This is a genomic window from Stutzerimonas sp. NM35, from assembly GCF_054604355.1.
On the sequence record NZ_CM137728.1, the window covers coordinates 1,634,131 to 1,657,419 of the forward strand.

Genomic DNA, 23,289 nt, shown 5'->3' on the forward strand with positions numbered 1-23,289 from the left:
TGGGGAAACGTGCTCGTAACCGACCTGGCGCCCATGCCGGTCCTTGGGAAAAGTGCTTATGAGTATTGCTGCTGTTGAGAATGCGCCTGTCCCTGTGAAGCTCACCGAGCGTCCATCGCCACCGTCGGAGCGGCCCGTACTGCAGTTGCGCAGTACGCAGGAGCAGAAGAAGAAAATACTGTTCGTGACCTCTGAACTGACCGATCTGGTCAAGACGGGCGGCCTTGCCGACGTGTCCGCCGCCCTGCCCCGCGCGCTGGGTGCGCTGCACGATGTGCGTGTGCTGATTCCCGGCTACTCGCAAGTGATGCAGTGCGGTATGCCGATCCGCGTGGTGGGCAGTGTTCTGTCACATGGCGACATTCCGTCATGCCGAATCGGGCGACTCGACATGCCTGATGGGCTGATCATCTATGTGGTGATCTGTCCGGAACTCTACGAACGCGACGGCCTGCCCTATGGTGACGAGCAGGGGCAGGACTGGCCGGACAATCCGCTGCGCTTCGCGCGCCTGTGCATGACGGCAGCGGATATCGCCGCAGGCGCCGCCTGCATGAGCTGGAGCCCGGACCTGGTGCATGCCCACGACTGGCCGACCGGCCTGACGCCGGCCTACATGCATTGGCGCGGTTTGACCACGCCCAGCGTCTTCACCATTCACAACCTGGCCTACCAGGGCAATATCAGCATGCAGCTGCGGCGCAAGCTGGGCATTCCGTTGGAAGCCTGCGGGCCGGAACGGATGGAGTTCTACGGCTCGCTGTCGCTGCTCAAGGCCGGTATCGCCTATGCCGACCAGGTCACCACCGTCAGCGCCACCTATGCACGGGAGATCACCACGCCGGCCTTCGGCTGCGGCATGGAAGGTTTTCTCGCCATGAAGGCGCGTCAGGGCCTGCTCAGCGGGCTGCTCAACGGGATAGATGAAAGCTGGGATCCGCAAAGCTGCCCGCACCTGATCAGCCCGTTCGGGCCACAGGACTGGAACGGCAAGCGCGCCAACGCCACCCACGTCCGCCAGCTGTTCGGCCTTGAGCCTGGCGAAGGTCCCCTGTTTGCCGTGGTGTCCCGCCTGGTACAGCAGAAAGGCATCGACCTGAGCATCGAGGTGGCCGAAGCCATCGTCGAACGCGGCGGCCAACTGGCCATTCTCGGGCGTGGCGAAGCCGCTATCGAAGAACGGGTACGGCGGTTGGCGGAACGTTTCCCCGGTCGGATCGGTGCGCATATCGGCTTCAACGAGACCGATGCCCGGCGTCTGTTCGCCGGCAGTGACTTCCTCCTTATGCCGTCGCGCTACGAGCCCTGCGGATTGAGTCAGATGTACGCGCAGCGCTTCGCCTCGCTGCCCATTGCCCATCGCACCGGGGGCCTGGCTGACAGCATCGACAATGGCGTGACGGGCTTTCTCTTCGATGAACCCACGGTGCAGAGCTATCGCCATGCCGTGGAACGCGCCCTGGCGGTGTACGACAAGCCGCATCTGCTCAACGCCATGCGCTGCCGCGCCATGAGCGCCGGTTTTTTCTGGAGTCATGCGGTCGAGCCCTATGACCGGCTGTATCAGCGCCTGCTGCATCAGCGGAGCGAGGCTAGCGCCACTGCTTAAGAGGTTATCGATGCAACATGGGCCGTTACTGCTGGATGATTCCCGCACCCGTTTCAGACTCTGGGCGCCCGACGCGCAAAATGTCAGCCTGGTGCTGGTCAGTGGTGACACGCTGCCCATGCCGCGTCTTGACGAAGGCTGGTACAGCCTGGATGTCGAGGTCGGCGCGGGTACGGCCTACCGCTTCCTGATCGACGGCGAGCTGCAGGTGCCGGACCCGGCCTCCCGCGCCCAGGCAGGCGATGTTCATGAGCCCAGCCTGGTCACCGATCCCAACGCTTATGTCTGGCGCAATCAGCAATGGCGCGGGCGGCCCTGGCACGAGACTGTGCTCTATGAATTGCATGTGGGCGCCTGCGGTGGCTACGCACAGATCGAACAGCGGCTCGCCGCGCTGGCCGAACTCGGCGTGACGGCCATCGAGCTGATGCCGCTGGCGGAATTTCCCGGTGCGCGCAACTGGGGCTACGACGGCGTGCTGCCCTATGCGCCAGAAGCCTCCTACGGCAGCCCCGATGACCTCAAACGGCTGATCGACGCTGCCCACGGCCACGGCCTGATGGTGTTTCTCGATGTGGTCTACAACCACTTCGGGCCGGACGGCAACTACCTGGGCTACTACGCCAAACATTTCTTTCGCCACGACCAGCAGACGCCCTGGGGCGACGCCATCGACTTTCGCCGGCGCGAGGTGCGCGATTTCTTTATCGACAGCGCGCTGATGTGGCTCAACGAGTACCGCTTCGATGGCCTGCGCCTGGATGCCGTCCACGCCATTCCCGAGCGGGGCTTCCTGGTCGAGCTGGCCGAGCGCGTACGCGCCGACACCGAGCCGGGGCGGCATGTGCATCTGGTTCTGGAAAACGAGGACAACCGCGTCAGCCTGCTTGAGCAGGGCTTTACCGCGCAGTGGAACGATGACGGCCACAACGTGTTGCATAGCCTGCTGACCGGAGAAAGCCAGGGCTACTACGCCGACTTTCACCAGGAGTCGACCCGTAAGCTGGTGCGCTTTCTCGGCGAGGGCTTCATCTACCAGGGCCAGCAGGATCGGCGCGGGCATGCGCGGGGCGAGCCGAGCGGGCACCTGTCGCCCACCGCCTTCGTACTCTTTCTGCAGAACCACGACCAGATTGGCAACCGCGCCTTCGGCGAACGTCTGATCGCCCTGGCCGAACCCGACGCTCTGCGCGCCGCCACCGCCCTGCTGCTGCTTTCGCCGATGATCCCGTTGCTGTTCATGGGCGAGGAATGGGGTGCGCGTGAACCCTTCCTGTTCTTCACCAGCCACCATGGCGAACTGGCCGATGCCGTGCGCGAAGGTCGCCGGGGCGAATTCGCCGAGTTCACGGAGTTTGCCGACGAAGCGACGCGCGCGCGCATTCCCGACCCGAATGCAGCGGAAACCTTCGCGACTTCCAGGCCGGATTTCGCCCGGATCGACAGCCAGTGGGCCGGGCTCTACCGGCAACTTCTGGATATCCGCCATCGGGAAATCGTGCCGCGCCTGCAGGGTGCCGCCTTTCTCGGTGCCACGGCGTTGGGCGAAGCCGCCGCCCTGGCGCATTGGCGACTGGGCGATGGCAGCCGGTTGCGCCTGGAACTCAATCTGGGCACTCATCAGGTGGCACTGACATCCGCACCTGCCAAATCTCGCTTGCTGTACAGCAACCGGAAGGACACCACAGACGCAGGTTCGCTGCCGCCGCACACCGCCAGAATCCATTTGGAAGACATCAATGAGTGACGAGCGCCTGAAACGCCTGGCCGAAGCGGCAGGCCTGTCCATCGACTGGGTCGATGCCGATGGGCGCGACCAGCGAGTGGCGCCCGAGGTCCTGCGCGCCGTACTGCATGGCCTGGGCCTGGATGCCGACAGTGATGAGGCCGTCGAGCGCAGCCTGGAAAAACTGCATGTCGATGGCGGCGCCAGCGACCTGCCGCCGCTGCTGACTCTCGACCAGGGCGCAGCGCTGGAGCTGGCACGCCATTGCGAGCCAGGCGCCCGCTACAGCCTGGAGCTGGAAGGTGGTCAGCGCTGTGAGGGCACACTCGACGAACAGGCGCGCCTGGCACCCATCGACATCCCCGGCTATCACCGCCTGGAAATCACCGGGCGCCAGCTGACCCTCGCCGTTGCGCCGCCGGCCTGCCCCGCCGTGCAGGACCTGGCCGGCCCTAGTGCCTGGGGGCTGACCGTCCAGCTGTATGGATTGCGCCGTGCCGGCGATGGCGGCCTGGGCGATACCCTGGCCCTGGAAGCCTTCGCCCGCAATGCCGCCGACCACGGCGCCGATGCCCTGGGCATCAGCCCGGTCCATGCGATGTTTGCCGCCAACAGCGGTCATTACAGCCCCTACTCGCCCTCCAGCCGGCTGTTCTACAACGTGCTGTACTGTGCGCCCGAGGCGATTCTGGGGGAAACGCCACTGCGTATCGCCATCGAGGCCTGCGGCCTGGGCGAGGAACTGCGGCGCCTGGAAGGACTGGAGCTGATCGACTGGCCCGCCGTGAACGAAACCCGCCGGTGTCTGCTGCGCCAGCTGTTCGAGAACTTCTGCAGAGGCGGCAATGCCCAGCAGGCGGACTTCGACAGCTTCCGCGCAGCCGGCGGCCAGGCGCTGGAAAATCACTGTCGTTTCGAGGTGCTGCACGACAGCCTGCTCAGCCCTTCCGGCCACCCGCAGCACTGGCGCGACTGGCCGCAGGAGTACCGCACGCCGCAGAGTCCGGCGGTCGAACGCTTCGCACGGGCGCAGGCCGATGAGGTCAGCTACCACGCCTTCTGCCAGTGGCTGGTCGCGCGCGGGCTGGAGCGTGCGCAGATCGCCGCGCGTAGCGCCGGCATGAAGATAGGCCTGCTCAGCGATCTGGCCGTGGGTGCCGATGGTGGCGGCAGCCAGGCCTGGAGCCGGCAGGAAGAAGTGCTGGCCACGTTGAGCGTCGGCGCACCGCCGGACATCCTCAACCGGGCCGGGCAGAATTGGGGCATCTGCGCCTTTTCTCCCTGGGGGCTCAGGGCCAATGGCTACCGCGCCTTCATCGAAATGCTGCGCGCCAACCTGGCCCATGCCGGCGGCATGCGTATCGACCATGTGATGGGACTGATGCGCCTGTGGGTCATGCCCGAAGGCGCCGGCCCTGACCAGGGCGCCTACCTCAACTACCCTTTCGACGACCTGCTGCGACTGCTGACGCTCGAAGCCTGGCGGCACGACGCGGTGATCCTCGGCGAAGACCTCGGCACCGTGCCGGCGGGCCTGCGGGAAAAGCTTGCGGCGCGGAACATCCTCGGCATGCGCGTGCTGCTCTTCGAGCAGGACAATGCCCGTTTCAGACCGGCCCACGAATGGTCGAAGGATGCGCTGGCCATCACCACCACGCACGACCTGCCCACCCTCGGTGGCTGGTGGCGTGGAGAGGATATCGACTGGCGCATCCGTACCGGACAGAACAGCGAGGCCGAGCGTCCGCAGCAAACTGCCGAGCGCGAGCACGAGCGTCGCGGCCTTGATGCCGTGTTGCGCCCCTATGTGCCAGACGTGCCCCGTGAATCACCGGGTGAATTGCTCGACGTCGAAAGCGCCATCCAGGCCAGCGCCTGCTTTATCGGCCATACCCCGGCACCGCTGGTGCTGTTGCCCCTGGAAGACGCGCTTGGCCTGGAGGAACAGCCCAACCTGCCCGGCATCGTCGATGAGCATCCCAACTGGCGGCGACGCTACCCCGGTGACAGCGCCAGCCAGCTTGACCATCCTGACGGCTCCCGCCGCCTGCGTTGCCTGGCAGACGCGCGGCGCAAGGCCAGCGGAGACGAACAACGATGAAGCCCCTCAGTGCGACGTTGCGGCTGCAATTCCACCGCGGCTTCACCCTCGACGACGCCACTATCCTGGTCGATTACTTCGCCGATCTGGGCATCAGCCATCTCTACGCATCGCCCCTGCTCACCGCCCGCCCCGGTTCCATGCACGGCTACGACGTCATAGACCCGACTTGCATCAATCCGGAACTCGGCGGCGAAGAGGCCCTGCATCGGCTGGTCGAAGCCCTGCGCGCCAGGGGCATGGGACTGATTCTGGATATCGTTTCCAACCACATGGCCGTTGGAGGTTCCGGTAATCCCTGGTGGCTGGACGTGCTGGAATGGGGACGGCGCAGCCCCTATGCGCTGTTCTTCGATATCGAATGGAATTCCCCCGACCCGCTACTCGAAGGTCAGCTGCTGGTGCCTTTCCTTGGCAGCGACTACGGCGAAGCCCTGCAGCAGGGCAGCATCGTCCTGCGCCTGGATGCGGAAGAAGGCGCTCTCTATGCCGAGCATTACGAACACCGCTTCCCCATCACTCCGCCCAGCTACGGCGAGGTGCTGCGTCTGGCCGAGCAGCCGCCGCTGCGTACCCTGGCGCAGCACTTCGACGCCCTGAAAACCGAACCGGCGCCCTGGCAGACCGCCCGCCAGCTGCGCTCCGAACTGGCCCGTGTCCTGGAAAATCACAGCATCCTACAGCCTCTCGAAGAAGCGCTCAAACGCTACGACTCCACCCACGAGGAAGGCTTCCGGCGCCTGCATGCCCTGCTCGAACGGCAGAACTATCGCCTGGCCAGCTGGCGTACCGCCGGTGACGACATCAACTGGCGGCGCTTTTTCGATATCAACGAACTGGGCGGCTTGCGCGTTGAACGACCGATAGTTTTCGAGGAAACCCACGCAAAAATCTTCCAGCTGATCAGCGACGGTCTGGTGGACGGCCTGCGCATCGACCATATCGACGGACTGGCCAATCCGCGCGGCTATTGCCGTCGCCTGCGTCGCCGGGTGGATCGCCTGAATGCTGCGCGCCCTTCCGAAGCGGCCCAGGATCATGTGCCGATTTACGTCGAAAAGATCCTTGCCGGTAACGAACGTCTGCATGATGACTGGGGTGTGGACGGCACCACAGGTTATGAGTTCATGAACCAGGTGTCGCTGCTGCAGCATGACCCGCTCGGTAAATCCGTCCTTTGCGGTTTGTGGAGCGAAACCGCAGAGCGCCCCGAGGATTTCATGGAAGAAGTGCGCCAGGCGCGACAGCTGGTGCTCACCGGGCCGCTGGCCGGCGACTTCGAGAGCGTCGCCCAGGCGCTGCTGCAGGTGGCGCGGTATGACCTGATGACCCGCGACATCACTCTCGGGGCGATCCGCCGGGCGCTGCTGGAGCTGATCGTGCATTTTCCGGTGTACCGCACCTACATCGCTGCCCAGGGGCGTCGAGAGGCCGATGAGCCCTTCTTTCAGCAGGCATTGGCCGGTGCGCGTACTACCCTCGGCGAGGCGGACTGGCCGCTGCTCGATCATCTCGACCGCTGGCTTGGCGGCGAACCCTTGCGCTCCCTGCCACCAGGACCTGCACGACGCATTCGCCGCTACGCCTGCACACGCTTCCAGCAGCTCACCTCACCCGCCGCCGCCAAGGCTGTGGAAGACACCGCCTGCTATCGCTCCGGAGCCCTGCTTTCACGCAACGACGTCGGTTTCGACCCGCAGCATTTCAGTGCACCGGTGGATGCCTTCCATGGCGAGTGCCTGGCTCGCGCCGAACACTTTCCGCGAAACCTGCTGACCACCGCCACCCACGACCACAAGCGCGGCGAAGACACCCGCGCGCGCATGGCCGTGATCAGCGAGCGCGCCGACTGGTTCGCCAGCAAAGTGCGCCATTGGCGTCAGCTTGCCTATGGGTGGCGCCAGCAGCTGGCTGACGGATCAGCGCCCTCTGCCGGTGACGAGTTGCTCCTGTACCAGGTCCTGCTCGGCAGCTGGCCGCTGGAGCTGGTCCCGGAAGACCGTCAGGGCGTCGAAGCCTATTGCGAGCGGATCATCCAGTGGCAGGAAAAGGCTCTGCGCGAAGCCAAGTTGCGCACCAGCTGGACCGATCCCCACAGCGAATACGAAAGCGCTTGCCAGCAGTATCTGCGCATCCTGCTGCTCGGCGATGAAGGCCGGGCCTTGCGCAGCGAAATAGCCGAAGCGGCAGCCGAACTGGCGCCAGCTGGTGCGCTGAACAGCCTGACCCAGACGCTGCTGCGTATGACTACGCCGGGCGTGCCGGACCTTTATCAGGGGACCGATTACTGGGATTTCAGCCTGGTCGACCCCGACAATCGTCAGCCGGTGGACTTCGCCCGGCGGCGCGCCTCCTTCGATCCGCAGGCTCAGCCCGCCGAACTGCTGGCGAGCTGGAAAGACGGTCGCATCAAGCAATGGTTGATCGCACGCAGCCTGAACCTGCGCAGCGTCCAGCCAGGACTGTTCAGCGGGGGCGCTTACCTGCCGCTGAAGGTTGAAGGCACCCATGCCGATCAGGTGATTGCCTTTGCCCGGGAGTGGGAAGGCACCTGGATCATCGTCATCGCCGCCAGGCTGGCCAGCGGACTTCTGGGGGACAGCCGCACGCCACATATTGCTCCCGAGCAGTGGAAAGACACCTTGGTGAAGCTACCCGAGGTGCTGAGCGGTCTGCCGCTCATGCGACTTTTCGGCGTGGATGCAGTCAGACCCAGACAAACGAGCCTGCACCTTCAGCACGCCCTGGAATCGCTGCCTGTGACCGTTTTGCAAATAACAATCAAATCGTCAGGAGAAGAGGAACGATGAATCAACAAGAACAACGCATTCGCGAATTCGCCTATGAAATCTGGCAGTCCGAGGGCTGCCCGGAAGGACAGGATGCCCGCCACTGGGAAATGGCCCGCAAGCTGGTCGAAACCCAGGGTAGCGTTCCTCCCGCAAAACCGGCACGTCCCCGCAAGACGGCCACCAAGCCGGTCGATGCGACACCGGTCGAGAAGCCGGTAAAAGCTGCCGCAGCCCGCAAGCCTCGGACGCCGCGCTCAGCCAAACCAACAGATAGCTGAACAGGCCTGGCCATAAGCCCAGCCATGTCGCGACTCGTTCATCGGAGTATTCATGAGCAAACAAAAACCTTCCGCACCTCGGCCCCAGCAGATTTCGCGCGTTCACGAAGGGCTTCCCTTTCCCTTGGGGGCGACCTGGGACGGCCTGGGCGTCAACTTCGCCATCTTCTCGGCGCATGCCACCAAGGTTGAGTTGTGCCTGTTCGATGCCAGCGGTGAAACCGAACTGGAGCGTATCGAATTGCCCGAATACACCGATGAAATCTGGCATGGCTACCTGCCCGATGCCCATCCCGGCCAGGTCTACGGCTACCGGGTGCATGGTCCTTACGAGCCGGAAGCCGGCCATCGTTTCAATCCCAACAAGCTGCTGATCGACCCCTATGCCAAGCAGCTGGTGGGTGAGCTGCGTTGGTCCGAGGCGCTGTTCGGTTACACCATTGGCCATCCCGATGGCGACCTGAGTTTCGATGAGCGCGACAGCGCGCCCTTCGTGCCCAAGTGCAAGGTCATCGATCCAGCGTTCACCTGGGGGCGGGATCATCCGGTGCAGGTGCCCTGGGACCAGACGATCATCTACGAAACCCACGCACGCGGCTATACCATGCTCCACCCGGCAGTGGCCGATGAGGAGCGTGGTACTTTCGAGGCGTTCAAGACACCGGAAGTGATCGATTACATCCGCAAGCTGGGCGTCTCCAGCATCGAGTTCCTGCCCATCCATGCCTTCGTCCAGGATCAGCACCTGCTGGAAAAAGGCATGAGCAACTACTGGGGCTACAACAGCATCGCCTTCTTTGCACCGCACCCTAAATACCTGGCCAGCGGCAAGATCAGCGAATTCAAGGAAACGGTCGCGCACCTGCACAATGCCGGCCTGGAAGTCATTCTCGACGTGGTCTACAACCACACCGCCGAGGGCAACGAACTCGGCCCGACACTGTCCATGCGCGGCATCGACAACGCCTCCTACTATCGCTTGATGCCGGATGACAAACGTTACTACATCAACGATTCCGGCACCGGCAACACCCTGGACATGAGCCATCCCTGCGTGCTGCAGATGGTTACCGACTCGCTGCGCTACTGGGCCACCGAGATGCATGTGGACGGCTTCCGCTTCGACCTGGCGACCATTCTCGGTCGCGAACACGAGGGCTTCGATGAACGTCACGGTTTTCTCGTCGCCTGCCGCCAGGACCCGGTACTGGCCAAGACCAAGCTGATCGCCGAACCCTGGGATTGCGGCCCCGGCGGCTACCAGGTCGGCGGCTTCCCGCCTGGCTGGGCGGAGTGGAACGACCAGTTCCGCGATACGGTGCGCGCCTTCTGGAAAGGCGACGAAGGCCAGCTGGCGGACTTCGCTTCACGCCTGACCGGTTCCGGCGACCTGTACAACCAGCGTGGCCGACGCCCCTTCACTTCGGTCAACTTCGTTACCGCGCACGACGGCTTCACTCTCAAGGACCTGGTGTCCTACGACCACAAGCACAACGAGGCCAACGACGAAGACAACCGCGACGGTAGCGACAACAACCTGTCCTGGAACCATGGCGTTGAAGGACCCACCGACGACCCGCAGATCAATGACCTGCGTTACCGGCAGATGCGCAACTTCTTCGCCACCCTGCTGTTCTCCCAGGGCACGCCAATGATCGTCGCCGGTGACGAATTCGCTCGCACCCAGAATGGCAACAACAACGCCTACTGTCAGGACAGTGAAATTGGCTGGGTGAACTGGGACATCAGCGAAGACAGCCAGGAACTGCTGTCCTTCGTGCGCAAGCTCGTGCGCCTGCGCCAGCGCTTTCCGATGCTGCGCCGCAGCCGTTTCCTGGTCGGTGCCTTCAACGAGGAGCTGGGCGTGAAGGATGTCACCTGGCTGGCGCCCAACGCCGAGGAGATGTCCGTCGAGCAATGGGAGGACGTCAACAATCGCTGCATGGGCATGCTGCTCGATGGACGCGCGCAGCCTACCGGGATCCGTCGAGCTGGCTCGGATGCGACCCTGCTGATCGTCATCAACGCACACCATGACCAGATTGATTTCAGCCTGCCGGAGGTCCCGCAGGGCGTCTACTGGAACCGCCTGGTGGACACCAACAACCCCACCGCCCGCCCGGAACGTTTCGATTTCGGCGACGAATATGCCGTCACCGGGCGTTCGCTGCTGATGCTGGAGCTGATCAAGGATGTGCCCTCTTCTCTCTGGTAGTCCGCTTGTCGGGACGATGAAGTACGAACCCCAACCATTCGTAGGTCGGATTAGCCGAAGGCGTAATCCGACGGCTTGAAGGCGTAATCCGACAATCCGGGCACGATCCGCTCAGAGATTCTGATAGCGATTCATGTCGAGCACGCCCGCCTCTACCGGATCGGTTTCGTACAGGTAGCGCGTGAGATCGTTGAAATGCGCCCAGAAATCAGGATGGGTGCGGCGGATGCCCCAGCGCTCGACGATGTGCTCGAAGGCGGCCTGGTCCTTCGCCTGCTCCATGGCGACGACAAAAGCAGGCACCTCATGGGCCGGCAGGCTGAACAGGAAGTTCGGGTAGCTGCTTAACACACCCGGATAGACCGTCAGGGTGTCCATACGCGGTTTGTAGCGATAAGCCTCGCCGAACATGAAGGCCACATTGGTATGGGCGCGATTGCGCAGCAGGCTGTAGACCTCGCGCGGCTCGCCGTCATGCTCGACGCGCAGCAGGGTCGCTTCGGGCAACCACTCGATCACCTTCAGGCTCGCCGCAACCCGGTTGGTCAGCCGGCTCAGCGCCTGTTCGGAGGCTTGTCGGGCGGCACTCTGCCCGTCGCGATAGCAATGGCTGGTGCGACAGCGATTGATCGGGTCGGGGCTGGCATTGATGGCCGCGTGGCGCTCCAGCAATTGCCAGGCGAAACTCTTTTTCGGCGCATCGCGTTCAAGTGACAGGGCCGTCGGGGTGGCCGTATCGATTTTCGTATAAGCCAACCACAGCTTGAGCTGGCCGCTCTTGTCGTACCAGTCATCGAGAATGCCCTGACGCGAGTCGGCGGGCAGCAGGCGCAGGAAATTCAATTCAGCGCCATTGCGGATCAGATCGAAATACAGCCGGGTCTGGCCTTGATGCGAGACGTTGCCGAATACGTCGAAATTCACCACCAGTTGATAGTAGGTGCGCTCCAGCAGCGGGAAATCCATCCACCAGAGTGTCTGCGGAATTTCCCCGATCAGGCCTTTGCGCACCGAAGCGCTGTCGTGCTGGCGAAAGACGCTCAGCAGCGCGTTGTCGTTGCCGCGCCAGATATGCTCCCAGCGCGCGGGCATCTGCGTGTAGGCCTGCAAGCGTAGTGTCTCGTACTGATTGCGTTTTTCCTGATAGATGCGCCAGAAGTCCATCAACCCGCCGAGGTTATCGATCTGCCCCGGCATCGCCAGCAGCGGCGTGGTCTGGCGCTGGTAATCGGCGTCGGTGAGGTAAAGGTCATGCTGCGGGTCCTGAAACAGCACCCAGAAGTTGTCGCGGATAACGTCCGTGGCGATCTGTCCCCGGCACACCGGCCCGCGTATGAAGGTGCGCACGAAGTATTCGGCGTTATCCAGCATGAACTGATAGCGCGCCCGCGCCGGAATCGCCTGGAAGGTATCGAACGGATTGGCGCGGTGGTAAGTGCCATAGCCTGGCAAGGCGTCTAGGGTCCAGTTCTCGCCGAAAAACAGCTCGTCGATGCGCGCCAGTTTCTGCCCGTTGAGGGGATAGGTGATATGTGTCTTGTGCACGATTACCCCTTCCACGGGGCGGATACGATAGAAGAAACGGGTACCCGGATCGTCGTTGGGCCGGCGCGTGGCAATCGGATCGACCGGCTGGCCGGCTGGCGTGCGTGAACGCACCAGCTGGAAGAAGCGCCCGCTGTTGCCGCTATCGAAATACAGATGGGCGATGAACAGATGTTCATACAGCCAGCGGCTGACCAGCGCCTGACGCTCGCCGGGAGCATTGAGCATCGCTTCCCACTGGGCAATCTGTGCTGCCTCGCTGGGCGAGAGCTGTGCCGACTGCTGGTCAGTCGGTGCGCCCTGCTCGACCCAGGCCTGCAAGGTAGCGTATTCGCTGTCCGTCAGGCCGGTTGCGGCAAAGGGCATGCCGCCGTGGGGGTTCTTCTTCGCGTAATCGGCGAATTCGCCAGGTTGCGGGCACTGGTTGTCGCGGTTGATGCCGATCTCCAGGCTGGCCGGCAGCTTGGTGTTGGCTGGCCAAGGCTCGTTGCGGCCCAGTTCGAGCATCCGTGCCAGCAGCGCCGCCTGCCCGTGCGCCGGTGCCAGCACCGAATGGAAGTCACGTCGACGCCAAGCCGCTTCGCCGTGGGCATCCAGGTACAGGCGAGTGGTTATCTGGGCTTCATTGCGTGTCCCGTTGTAGACCGGCTGTTTGTGTGCGCCGCGCAGCACGCCCGCGTCGCTGCCCAGGTTGAGCTGACAGGGCGCGTCGTAACAGGCATGGCAGGCTACGCACTTGGCCGTGAAGATCGGCTGTACGTCGCGCTGATAGGACAGCGGCTCGGCACGGGCAAAACCACAGGCAACCAGCAACAGCCCGGCAAAAATGGCGCGACGCTTCATGGACAGCTCCTTGATGACAGGCGGCATGGTAGCCAAACCTGTCGCGTTCAGGCTAACGGCGCATAAAGGCTTCATTGTAGGGCCGAACGTGTTCGGCCACGGGCCAGCGAGATGGTCGAACACGTTCGGCCCTACGAAGCGAATTCGCCCGCGAGCTTTTTAGCTTGGTCAATATGAATTCTGCTCATGCAAAATCGCGAGCGATCAAAAAACATGCAGCCTTGCTATCATTCGCACCCCTTCGTATTCCGCTTTTTCAGGTAGTCCCATGTCCAATCGCAACGACCGTCTCCAGGCCCTCCAGCAAGCGCTCAGGGAGCGCATCCTGATTCTCGACGGCGGCATGGGCACCATGATCCAGAGCTACAGGCTGCAGGAAGCCGATTATCGCGGCGAGCGCTTCGCCGACTGGCCGCAGGATGTGAAGGGCAACAACGACCTGCTGATCCTCAGCCGCCCGGACGTCATTGGCAATATCGAGAAGGCTTACCTGGATGCCGGCGCGGACATTCTCGAAACCAACACCTTCAACGCCACTCGTATTTCCCAAGCCGACTACGGCATGGAAGCGCTGGCCTACGAGCTGAACGTCGAGGGCGCGCGCCTGGCCCGCCAGGTCTGCGACGCCAAGACCGCCGAGACCCCGGACCGACCGCGCTTCGTCGCCGGCGTGCTCGGCCCGACCAGCCGGACCTGCTCGCTGTCGCCGGACGTCAACGATCCGGGCTTTCGCAACGTTACCTTCGACGAACTGGTGGACAACTACAGCGAAGCCACACGCGGCCTGATCGAGGGCGGCGCCGACCTGATCCTGATCGAGACCATCTTCGATACCCTCAATGCCAAGGCGGCGATCTTCGCCGTGCAGGGCGTGTTCGAGGAAACCGGCATCGAATTGCCGATCATGATTTCCGGAACCATCACCGACGCTTCGGGCCGCACCCTGTCGGGCCAGACCACCGAAGCCTTCTGGAACTCGGTACGCCACGCCAAACCCATCTCGGTCGGTTTGAACTGCGCGCTGGGCGCCAAGGAGCTGCGGCCTTATCTGGAAGAACTGTCCGCCAAGGCCGAGACTCACGTTTCCGCCCACCCCAATGCCGGCTTGCCGAATGCCTTCGGTGAATACGATGAAAGCCCGGCAGAAATGGCAGTCGTGGTCGAAGAATTCGCCGCCAGCGGTTTCCTCAACATCATCGGCGGTTGCTGCGGCACCACCCCGGCGCATATCCAGGCCATCGCCGAAGCTGTGGCCAAGTACCCGCCGCGTACTATCCCGGACATCCCCAAGGCCTGCCGGCTGTCGGGCCTGGAGCCCTTCACCATCGACCGCAGCTCGCTGTTCGTCAACGTCGGCGAACGCACCAACATCACCGGCTCGGCACGCTTCGCCCGGCTGATCCGCGAGGAAAACTACACCGAGGCGCTGGAAGTCGCCCTGCAGCAGGTGGAAGCCGGCGCCCAGGTGATCGACATCAACATGGACGAGGGCATGCTCGACTCCAAGGCGGCGATGGTGCGCTTTCTCAACCTGATCGCCGGCGAGCCGGACATTTCCCGCGTGCCGATCATGATCGACTCCTCCAAGTGGGAGGTGATCGAAGCCGGCCTGAAATGCATCCAGGGCAAGGGCATCGTCAACTCCATCTCCATGAAGGAAGGCGTCGAGCAGTTCAAGCAGCAGGCCCGCCTGTGCAAGCGCTACGGCGCCGCCGTGGTGGTGATGGCCTTCGATGAAGCCGGCCAGGCCGACACCGCCGCGCGCAAGAAGGAAATCTGCCAGCGCAGCTACGACATTCTGGTCAATGAAGTGGGCTTCCCGCCGGAAGACATCATCTTCGACCCGAACATCTTCGCCATCGCCACCGGCATCGAGGAACACAACAACTACGCGGTGGACTTCATCGAGGCCTGCGCCTATATCCGCGACGAGCTGCCCCATGCGCTCACGTCCGGCGGCGTGTCCAACGTGTCCTTCTCGTTTCGCGGCAACAACCCGGTGCGCGAGGCGATCCACTCGGTGTTCCTGCTCCATGCCATCCGCAACGGCCTGAGCATGGGCATCGTCAACGCCGGTCAGCTGGAAATCTACGACGAGATTCCCAAGGAGCTGCGTGAAGCGGTCGAAGACGTGGTGCTCAATCGCAACGCCAATGGCACCGAAGCCCTGCTGGCCATCGCCGACAACTACCGCGGCGACGGCAGCGTCAAGGAGGCTGAAACCGAGGAGTGGCGTAGCCTGGACGTGGTCGAACGGCTCAAGCATGCGCTGGTCAAGGGCATCACCTCGCACATCGTCGAGGACACCGAAGAATGCCGCCAGCAGTGCGCGCGCCCCATCGAGGTCATCGAAGGCCCGCTGATGGCCGGCATGAACGTGGTCGGCGACCTGTTCGGCTCGGGCAAGATGTTCCTGCCGCAGGTGGTCAAATCCGCGCGCGTGATGAAACAGGCGGTGGCGCACCTGATCCCCTTTATCGAGGCGGAAAAAGGCGACAAGCCGGAAGCCAAGGGCAAGATCCTCATGGCCACGGTCAAGGGCGATGTACACGACATCGGCAAGAACATCGTCGGCGTGGTGCTCGGCTGCAACGGCTACGACATCGTCGATCTGGGCGTGATGGTGCCGGCGGACAAGATCCTCAAGACCGCCATCGAGGAGAAGTGCGACATCATCGGCCTCTCCGGCCTGATTACCCCGTCGCTGGATGAAATGGTCCACGTCGCCCGCGAAATGCAGCGCCAGGGCTTCAGCCTGCCGCTGATGATCGGCGGCGCCACCACCTCCAAGGCGCACACGGCGGTGAAGATCGACCCGCACTACAAGAACGACGCTGTGGTGTACGTCACCGACGCCTCGCGCGCCGTGGGCGTGGCCACCACCCTGCTGTCCAAGGAAATGAAGCCGGATTACGCAATCAGGACTCGCGAAGAGTACGCGATGATCCGTGAACGCACCGCCAACCGCGCCGCCCGCACCGAGCGCCTGAGCTACGAACAGGCCATCGCTGCCAGGCCGCAGTTCGACTGGTCCGAATATGCCCCGGTGAAACCGACCTTCACCGGCTGCAAGGTGCTGGAAGATATCGACCTGCGCACGCTGGTGGACTTCATCGACTGGACGCCGTTCTTCATCTCCTGGGACCTGGCAGGCAAGTATCCGCGCATCCTTCAGGACGAAGTGGTGGGCGAAGCCGCTACCTCGCTGTTCAGCGACGCCCAGGCGATCCTGAACAAGCTGATCGATGAAAAACTGATCAGGGCGCGCGCCGTGTTCGGCTTCTGGCCCGCCAACCAGGTGGCCCATGACGATCTGGAAGTCTATGGCGACAACGGCGAACAGCTCGCCACCCTGCATCACCTGCGCCAGCAGACGGTGAAGACCGACGGCAAGCCGAATTTCAGCCTGGCCGATTTCGTCGCACCCAAGGACAGCGGCATCACTGACTATGTGGGCGGCTTTATCTGTACCGCCGGCATCGGTGCCGAGGAAGTGGCCAAGTCCTATCAGGACGCCGGCGACGACTACAACTCGATCATGGTCAAGGCCCTGGCCGACCGCCTGGCCGAAGCCTGCGCCGAGTGGCTGCACCAGCGCGTGCGCACCGAATACTGGGGCTACGACAAGGATGAGCAACTGAGCAACGAGGACCTGATCCGCGAGCAGTACAAGGGCATCCGCCCTGCGCCCGGCTACCCGGCCTGCCCCGATCACACCGAAAAGGCCACGCTGTTCCGCCTGCTCGATCCGCAAGCGGAGTTCAACAAGGCCGGTCGGAGTGGCGTGTTCCTTACCGAGCACTTCGCGATGTTCCCCACCGCCGCCGTCAGTGGTTGGTATTTCGCCCATCCCAAGGCGCAATATTTTGCGGTCGGCAAGGTCGACAAGGACCAGATCGAAAGCTACTCGCAGCGCAAGGGCCAGGACGTCGAAACCAGCGAGCGCTGGCTGATGCCGAACCTGGGGTACGACGTATGAGCGAAGCCATGACGCCCTGCCTGCTCGACCAGCTCGAAGCCGCCGACATGCTGCTGATCGATGACCTGCACGTATTCGACTTCAGCCTCGACGACGCCCTGCTCGATCAGGCCGACGCCGCTGCCGAAGCCGACGAGCCGTTTGCTAGCGAAGAGATCGTCGTGACCCTGGAGGCGCTCGACGGACGCGAGCGCAAACGCTGGCGCTTCAGCTACAACGACGTAATGGAAGCCGAATACCAGGCCGGGGACGACAGCTGGCAACTCGGCCCGCATCGCCTGAAATGCCTCGCCGCCACCCGTGCCAGCAGCGAAGACGAATAACCACCAACTTTCCACTTTTGCAGGGTCGAACTCGTTCGGCCATTTGCGAGGCTCGTTGGCCGAACAAGTTCGGCCCTACGGGCAGACCGTTGGATTCGAAGGTGTAATCCGACGATCCCGGCCACAAACCTCATCTCTCGCGCCGCAGCAGCAAACCGATGGCCAGCACGACCAGCAGGCTGCCCGGCATCCACTGCCAGCCCATGCGCCCGGGCTGGTCGAAGAACAGCAGCAACATCGAGACGAAGGGCACCAGATAGCTGTAGGCGGTGACGGCGCCCGGCGTGAGCACTGCCGTCGCGCGCTGTTGCAGGAAAAAGGTCATGGCACTGGAGAAGACACCCAGGTAAATCACCAACAGCAGGTCGAGCAGGTTCATTCTCAGCAACGCTTGTGGTGCTTCCCACATCATTCCCATCAAGCCGATCAGGACAGCGCCGCAGACCAGGCTCCAGAAGGTGCGCAGCCCGGCTTGCCTGGGCAGCACACCGCGCGCCAGCCCCCATTTGCTGAGGACTGGATACAACGCCGACGCCACGCAGCCTAGAAAAAACCCAAGCTCTCCCAACCCCAGCTGCATGCCGGCGAAACTTCCGCCATTCTCTGCCCAGGCCAGCCCCAGCGCACCGCTGGCCCCAAGCGCAAGAATGGCCAGCAGCAGCCCTGCCGGCTGCTCGACGCCCAGCCCTCTTCCAAGGCAGTAGGCCAATAGCGGCACGCTGACGAACAGGGTCGCCATCGACAATGCACTGACCCGGTGGGCAGCCCAGAACATGGTGCCGAAGAAGCCCGCCAGGCACAGCCCCATCAGCGCATAGAGCAGCAAGGTCGCCAGCCCCGGCCTGCCTTCACTCTGCCGCCAGGCCAGCGGCGCCAGCACCAGCGCCGCGATGCCAAAGCGCATGGCCGTCAGCAGCAGCGGCGGCAGGCCTTCACTGAGCAGGCCAACCGCCGGAAACGACAGGCCGACGAACAGCGCCCACAGCAGCATGCCGAGGTGGGCCAGCGTGGTGCGCGATTTCTGCTCAGGCATTGTCCTGCTCGGTGGTTGGGCGTAGGGCTATTTCAATTGCGAGGGTGAGTTGCGCACGATCCTGATGCTATGGGTGAGCGCAGGCTTGCGGGTCACGCTGATCGCCCGGCGCGTCACGGTGTCGATGGTGATGTTCCAGAAGCCGGTGTTGGGGACTTTGATCTTCGCCGGGAACTTGTCGAATGCCCCGCCGTGGTAGGCGTGACGTCCGCCATTTCTGAAGCTGCGAAAATTCTTGTCGTTCATCAGGCGGATATTGCAGGGCTGCGAGCACTCGATGATCACGAAGTCATCTTCGTTGAGGTGTTCGCGTTGGTGAATGAACTTCATGTACCGCTCCGGGCCGCATTGCTGGTCAAGGCGGAAGGTTAACATGCGCCGGGGATGGCTCGGCGGCTTGCCATTCTGTGACCCGTGATGAAACGGCGGGTTGCATCGGTTCTTTGCGATAATGCCCCCCCGCTCACTTCTTCGAGGTCACCCATGCCTGCGGCACCCTGCTCCGTCGATGCGGCATTGCCTGCAGCCCGCCGCGCCGCCCGTGTCGGCTTTTTCATGGCCGGTTTCGGGCTGTCCATATGGGCGCCGCTGGTGCCTTATGTGCGTGGGCGCATCGAAATGAGTGATGCCCTCTTCGGCTCGCTGTTGCTGTGCATCGGCGTCGGTTCGCTGACCTGGATGCCGCTCTCCGGCATGCTGGTGAATCGTCGCGGGATACGCCCTGTGGTGCTCGCCAGCGTACTGCTGCTGGCGCTGGCACTCGCAGGGGTGGCACTGACGGATTCGCTCTGGGTCCTGGCCCTGGCGCTGTTCTGTTTCGGCGGCAGCCTGGGCGTCATCGACGTGGTGCTCAATATCCAGGGCGTGCTGATCGAGCGCGAGACCGGCAGGCGTCACATGTCGAATTTTCACGGCATGTTCAGCCTCGGTTCGATCTGTGGCGCACTGGCGCTGACCCTCGCCCTGACACTGGGGCTGGCACCAGAGACCGCAACGCTGCTGATGATTACCCTGATCGTGCTGGCGAACCTGCTGGTGGCTCCCGGTTTTCTGCGCGACCGGGGGCCGGCGGGTGGCATGGCCTTCGTCCGCCCCACGGGCATGGTGCTGCTGGTCGGCATCATGTGTTTCGTGGTCTATCTGGCCGAAGGTGCAGTGCTGGACTGGAGCGCGCTTTACCTCACCGAGCGCAAGGCGCTGGATACGACGATGGGCGGCCTGGGCTACGCAAGCTTTGCGCTGATGGTGACCATTGGTCGTTTCGCCGGTGCTCCGCTGGTCAATGCCCTGGGCGCGGCGCGTGTGATCGGCTTCGGCGGCTTGCTGGCAGCCCTCGGCATCGCCATCGGCCTTGTCACCGAGCACTGGGCCTTTGCGCTGCTGGGTTATGGCCTGTGCGGGCTGGGCTGCGCCAACGTCTCGCCGGTACTGATTTCCTCACTGAGCCGGCAACAGGTCGTACCGGTGCATCAGGCTGTGACCGCCGCAACCACCATCGGCTTTGCCGGTGTGCTGGCCGGCCCGGCACTGATGGGGGTGATCGCTCATTACGCATCGCTGACCTTTGCCTTCGGCCTGGTCGCTTTGATGTTGGCCGGGCTGGTACTGGGCAGCCGTCGCTTCCAGTCATGATCTCTGGCGGCGCGCCTGTTGCCCGCATAGAATGCGCGCCCTATGCGTATTTCAGATGTTCAACAGCAGCTTGCCGACATCGGCGCCAAGCCCGTGCACATCGGTCGGATGACCCGTGCCTGGCTCAAGGGCCAGCCGCTGGATGCCGGTATTCGCCATCAGAAAAGTGAAGATTTTCTGCCTCTGGCGGTACGCAACGGTCTGCCTGCCATCAGCAAGATCGTCGAGAACCTGGCCAGCCTGAGCGCTGAGCATCCGGCAGCCGATGGTTCCGCCCGTCTGCTGGTGGCGCTGGCCGATGGTCAGCTCGTGGAGAGCGTGCTGCTCCCTCGCGGAGGCCTGTGCGTTTCCAGCCAGATTGGCTGTGCGGTGGGCTGTGTGTTCTGCATGACCGGCAAGAGCGGCCTGCTGCGCCAGCTCGGCAGCGCCGAAATCGTGGCCCAGGTCGCCCTCGCCCGGCGCTTTCGCCCGGTGAAGAAAGTGGTGTTCATGGGCATGGGCGAGCCGGCGCACAACCTCGATAACGTGCTCGAAGCCATCGACCTGCTGGGCACCGAGGGTGGTATCGCGCACAAGAATCTGGTGTTCTCCAGCGTCGGCGATCCGAGGATTTTCGCGCGCCTGCCGCAGCAGAAGGTCAAACCTGCTCTGGCGCTTTCGCTGCATAGCACCGATGCGGCGCTGCGGCAGGTATTGTTGCCTCGTGCGTCGCAGTTCGATCCCGCCGAGCTGGTCGAGCTGGGTGAAACCTATGCACGATTGGTGGACTATCCGATCCAGTACCAGTGGACGCTGCTCGAAGGCATCAACGACAGCCAGGCGGAGATGGACGGCATCATTCGTCTGCTCAAGGGCAAGTTCGCCATCATGAACGTCATTCCCTACAACAGCCTGGACGATGACGCCTTCCGCCGCCCCGCCGCCGAGCGCATCCACCAGATCATGCGTTACCTGCACGAAAACGGCGTGCTGACCAAGGTGCGCAATTCCGCCGGCCAGGACATCGACGGCGGTTGCGGCCAGCTGCGTGCCCGCGCCGAGCACGCACTCAAGGCACCGAGAAAAATCGCTGTTGGCTAAGAACCTGTTCAAAGTCTCGCGAGCTAGAGCAATGCAAGGCAAAACAGGTTCTAAGGCACGACCTGCGCAGTTGCAGGTCATAGAACGCGCAGCAAACAGCGGCAGGACCAGGACAGATATGCATACATTGGAGCGCCTCAGACGCGGCGAACTGGCAGGCATCACCCGGCTCGATCTTTCGGAAGACCTGACGGAGTTCCCGCAGGAAATCTTCACCCTGGCCGACAGCCTGGAAGTGCTCAACCTCTCCGGTAATCGGCTCTCCGGCCTGCCGGACGACCTGCCACGGTTGCGCAAGCTGCGCATCCTGTTCTGCTCGGACAATGCTTTTACTGAAGTGCCAGCCGTTCTGGGCCAGTGCCCGGTGCTGGAAATGGTGGGTTTCAAGGCCAATCGCATCCGCCGCCTGCCCGCCGCAGCCCTGCCGCCGAAACTGCGCTGGCTGATCCTCACCGACAACCAACTCGAAGAATTGCCTGCAGAAATCGGTCGTTGCGAGCAGTTGCAGAAGCTGATGCTGGCCGGCAACCGTCTGCAATCATTGCCCGTATCGCTCGCCAACTGTCATCGGCTGGAATTACTGCGCATTGCCGCCAACCAGTTGCCCGATCTGCCTGCCTGGCTGCTGACAATGCCGCGCCTGAGCTGGCTAGCCTTTGCCGGCAATCCGTTCAGCGATGCCATCGAGGCCGAAGTGCTGGCACAGCATCCGTTGCCGCCAATCGAGCGTGAGCACCTCGTTCTGGGTGAGATCCTCGGCCAGGGCGCCTCGGGCGTTATCCATCGTGCCGACTGGCAGCCTCCCGCACAGGTCACCAGACCCATGGCCGCCAAGCTGTTCAAGGGCAGCCTGACCAGCGACGGTCTGCCCCACAGCGAGATGGCCGCGTGTATCGCAGCGGGCGAGCATCCCAGCCTGATTCGTGTCGCCGGGCCGCTGGCCCCTCATGGGGATGCCCCGCCAGGATTGCTGATGGAGCTGATCGATCCGTCCTTCAGGGTGCTGGCTGGCCCGCCATCGCTCGCCAGCTGTACGCGCGACTGTTACCCAGCGCAGCAACGCTATTCCACCGAGCAGGTGCTTAAGATCGCCACCAGCGTGGCCAGCGCCATCGGGCATCTGCACGAGCGCGGCATTCTTCATGGCGACCTCTACGGCCACAACCTGCTGGTCGACCCAGCCGGCAAAGGCCTGCTGAGCGACTTCGGCGCGGCCTCCTTCCATGATCCGCTCAGTGATGAGGGCCGAATGCTGCAACGGCTCGAAGCCAGGGCGTTCGGCTATCTGCTGGAAGAGTTGCTGGAGCGTTGTGATGACAGCGCACACGACCCGCGCCTGCAGCAAATGGCCAGCCTCAAGCGGCAATGCCTGGACAGCCCGCAGCAACGCCCCGATTTCACGACCCTGGTCCAAGAGCTGCCGGCTATTGACTAGCATTCAAGGTGGCTGGAAGGGCCGATCACGAGCCCGGAGCCTCCACCTGGCAGTCTCATCTCAGCAGGCTGGCTGACCTGCCGTGTATTTGTCCGCAGGATCGATCGCGGCGCCCAGATCGCGAATGGTTTTAGCCCCAATCAGAAGTGGATAGCTGAAATGCCTGCGATCAGTAAGGTTCACCTCGGCCTCGTGTAGCTCGCTGCCGATACACAGTTGCATGCCGATGACCGGGCGCTCGACCCGTGGCGGCTCGTCATCGAGGTCAATTTCATCCACCTCTTCGGCGCGCGACTTGATCTGGCTGATACCGACCAGAGGCCTCTCATAAAGAGTGTCGTCGGCGCCTTTGACGGCCAGACGGAAGCGAATCCAGTCTTCACCGTCGCGCTGGAACCGTTCGATATCACGCGCCGACAGCGATGCGGTCATGGCACCGGTGTCCATCTTGGCGGGCAGAATCTTGCCGATTTCTTCGATCTTGATATGTTCGTAACGACCATAGAGGACGGGGTCGGTCGCAAACGCTGGAAGCGCCAACAGCCCCGTAAGGAAAAGAACGCGAGACAAAACAAGCTCCTGTGTTTTGATAGTGGAAAACTATCGATGGCCTCCCAGCCACAGCGTTCCATCCGGCCCCTTTACAAAACGTTTCGCCCATTGGGTGCACAGCACGTGATTTATGACGTAACGGGGCC

The 23,289-nt window shown here is 63.1% G+C and carries 15 protein-coding genes; 11 read left to right on the forward strand and 4 right to left on the reverse strand.

The window, feature by feature from the left end:
• Positions 1–58: 58 nt before the first annotated feature.
• From glgA to glgX, 6 genes are read left to right on the forward strand one after another with little or no spacing between them, the layout of a single operon-like run.
• On the forward strand, positions 59–1,609 hold the full coding sequence (glgA, locus tag ACYCFC_RS07710; RefSeq protein ID WP_459653591.1) for a glycogen synthase GlgA: 1,551 nt from the start codon (positions 59–61) through the stop codon (positions 1,607–1,609).
• Between the two features lie 10 nt (positions 1,610–1,619).
• Positions 1,620–3,356 carry a malto-oligosyltrehalose trehalohydrolase gene (gene treZ, locus ACYCFC_RS07715; protein ID WP_459653592.1) on the forward strand — a complete coding sequence of 579 codons (1,737 nt, stop codon included), beginning with the start codon at positions 1,620–1,622 and terminating at the stop codon, positions 3,354–3,356.
• Complete coding sequence (gene malQ, locus ACYCFC_RS07720) at positions 3,349–5,436, forward strand: 4-alpha-glucanotransferase (protein WP_459653593.1); 2,088 nt, start codon at positions 3,349–3,351, stop codon at positions 5,434–5,436. Before treZ ends, malQ begins: the two co-directional genes overlap by 8 nt.
• Positions 5,433–8,246, forward strand: a complete 2,814-nt coding sequence (locus ACYCFC_RS07725; protein WP_459653594.1) for a malto-oligosyltrehalose synthase — start codon at positions 5,433–5,435, stop codon at positions 8,244–8,246. Before malQ ends, ACYCFC_RS07725 begins: the two co-directional genes overlap by 4 nt.
• Positions 8,243–8,506 carry a DUF2934 domain-containing protein gene (locus ACYCFC_RS07730; protein WP_181085391.1) on the forward strand — a complete coding sequence of 88 codons (264 nt, stop codon included), beginning with the start codon at positions 8,243–8,245 and terminating at the stop codon, positions 8,504–8,506. The genes ACYCFC_RS07725 and ACYCFC_RS07730 overlap by 4 nt, the downstream gene beginning before the upstream one ends.
• Before the next feature lie 52 nt (positions 8,507–8,558).
• On the forward strand, positions 8,559–10,721 hold the full coding sequence (glgX, locus tag ACYCFC_RS07735) for a glycogen debranching protein GlgX (RefSeq protein WP_459653595.1): 2,163 nt from the start codon (positions 8,559–8,561) through the stop codon (positions 10,719–10,721).
• Between the two features lie 111 nt (positions 10,722–10,832).
• On the opposite strand, the gene ACYCFC_RS07740 is transcribed toward glgX, so the two are convergent.
• On the reverse strand, positions 10,833–13,109 hold the full coding sequence (locus tag ACYCFC_RS07740) for a fatty acid cis/trans isomerase (protein ID WP_459653596.1): 2,277 nt from the start codon (positions 13,107–13,109) through the stop codon (positions 10,833–10,835).
• A 268-nt stretch (positions 13,110–13,377) separates the two neighbouring features.
• Between ACYCFC_RS07740 and metH the strand changes: the two genes are divergently transcribed.
• On the forward strand, positions 13,378–17,088 hold the full coding sequence (metH, locus tag ACYCFC_RS07745; RefSeq protein WP_459653597.1) for a methionine synthase: 3,711 nt from the start codon (positions 13,378–13,380) through the stop codon (positions 17,086–17,088).
• Entirely contained in the window at positions 17,085–17,411 is a 327-nt protein-coding gene (locus ACYCFC_RS07750) for a DUF5629 family protein (protein WP_459653598.1), read from the forward strand. Before metH ends, ACYCFC_RS07750 begins: the two co-directional genes overlap by 4 nt.
• Before the next feature lie 130 nt (positions 17,412–17,541).
• On the opposite strand, the gene ACYCFC_RS07755 is transcribed toward ACYCFC_RS07750, so the two are convergent.
• A complete protein-coding gene (locus ACYCFC_RS07755; RefSeq protein WP_459653599.1) occupies positions 17,542–18,444 on the reverse strand; it encodes a DMT family transporter in 903 nt (300 codons plus the stop codon).
• Between the two features lie 27 nt (positions 18,445–18,471).
• Positions 18,472–18,819 (reverse strand): DUF1883 domain-containing protein, encoded by a 348-nt coding sequence (locus tag ACYCFC_RS07760; protein WP_459653600.1) that lies wholly within the window; start codon positions 18,817–18,819, stop codon positions 18,472–18,474.
• 108 nt (positions 18,820–18,927) lie between these two features.
• Between ACYCFC_RS07760 and ACYCFC_RS07765 the strand changes: the two genes are divergently transcribed.
• The 3 genes from ACYCFC_RS07765 to ACYCFC_RS07775 all read left to right on the forward strand — a co-directional run bounded on the left by ACYCFC_RS07765 (position 18,928) and on the right by ACYCFC_RS07775 (position 22,591).
• Entirely contained in the window at positions 18,928–20,076 is a 1,149-nt protein-coding gene (locus tag ACYCFC_RS07765; protein ID WP_459653601.1) for an MFS transporter, read from the forward strand.
• 42 nt (positions 20,077–20,118) lie between these two features.
• Positions 20,119–21,156 carry an RNA methyltransferase gene (locus ACYCFC_RS07770; protein WP_459653602.1) on the forward strand — a complete coding sequence of 346 codons (1,038 nt, stop codon included), beginning with the start codon at positions 20,119–20,121 and terminating at the stop codon, positions 21,154–21,156.
• 118 nt (positions 21,157–21,274) lie between these two features.
• A complete protein-coding gene (locus tag ACYCFC_RS07775; protein ID WP_459653603.1) occupies positions 21,275–22,591 on the forward strand; it encodes a leucine-rich repeat-containing protein kinase family protein in 1,317 nt (438 codons plus the stop codon).
• Between the two features lie 60 nt (positions 22,592–22,651).
• Here the strand turns inward: ACYCFC_RS07775 and rloA2 are convergent, their stop codons facing one another.
• Positions 22,652–23,161, reverse strand: coding sequence for a retropepsin-like aspartic peptidase RloA2 (rloA2, locus tag ACYCFC_RS07780; RefSeq protein ID WP_181085362.1), 510 nt, complete (start codon positions 23,159–23,161; stop codon positions 22,652–22,654).
• Positions 23,162–23,289 lie beyond the last annotated feature (128 nt).

Coding starts and splice junctions, on each gene's coding strand:
- glgA (WP_459653591.1), top strand. CDS start 59: ATGAGTATTGCTGCTGTTGAGAATGCGCCTGTCCCTGTGAAGCTCACC.
- treZ (WP_459653592.1), top strand. CDS start 1,620: ATGCAACATGGGCCGTTACTGCTGGATGATTCCCGCACCCGTTTCAGA.
- malQ (WP_459653593.1), top strand. CDS start 3,349: ATGAGTGACGAGCGCCTGAAACGCCTGGCCGAAGCGGCAGGCCTGTCC.
- ACYCFC_RS07725 (WP_459653594.1), top strand. CDS start 5,433: ATGAAGCCCCTCAGTGCGACGTTGCGGCTGCAATTCCACCGCGGCTTC.
- ACYCFC_RS07730 (WP_181085391.1), top strand. CDS start 8,243: ATGAATCAACAAGAACAACGCATTCGCGAATTCGCCTATGAAATCTGG.
- glgX (WP_459653595.1), top strand. CDS start 8,559: ATGAGCAAACAAAAACCTTCCGCACCTCGGCCCCAGCAGATTTCGCGC.
- ACYCFC_RS07740 (WP_459653596.1), bottom strand. CDS start 13,109: ATGAAGCGTCGCGCCATTTTTGCCGGGCTGTTGCTGGTTGCCTGTGGT.
- metH (WP_459653597.1), top strand. CDS start 13,378: ATGTCCAATCGCAACGACCGTCTCCAGGCCCTCCAGCAAGCGCTCAGG.
- ACYCFC_RS07750 (WP_459653598.1), top strand. CDS start 17,085: ATGAGCGAAGCCATGACGCCCTGCCTGCTCGACCAGCTCGAAGCCGCC.
- ACYCFC_RS07755 (WP_459653599.1), bottom strand. CDS start 18,444: ATGCCTGAGCAGAAATCGCGCACCACGCTGGCCCACCTCGGCATGCTG.
- ACYCFC_RS07760 (WP_459653600.1), bottom strand. CDS start 18,819: ATGTTAACCTTCCGCCTTGACCAGCAATGCGGCCCGGAGCGGTACATG.
- ACYCFC_RS07765 (WP_459653601.1), top strand. CDS start 18,928: ATGCCTGCGGCACCCTGCTCCGTCGATGCGGCATTGCCTGCAGCCCGC.
- ACYCFC_RS07770 (WP_459653602.1), top strand. CDS start 20,119: ATGCGTATTTCAGATGTTCAACAGCAGCTTGCCGACATCGGCGCCAAG.
- ACYCFC_RS07775 (WP_459653603.1), top strand. CDS start 21,275: ATGCATACATTGGAGCGCCTCAGACGCGGCGAACTGGCAGGCATCACC.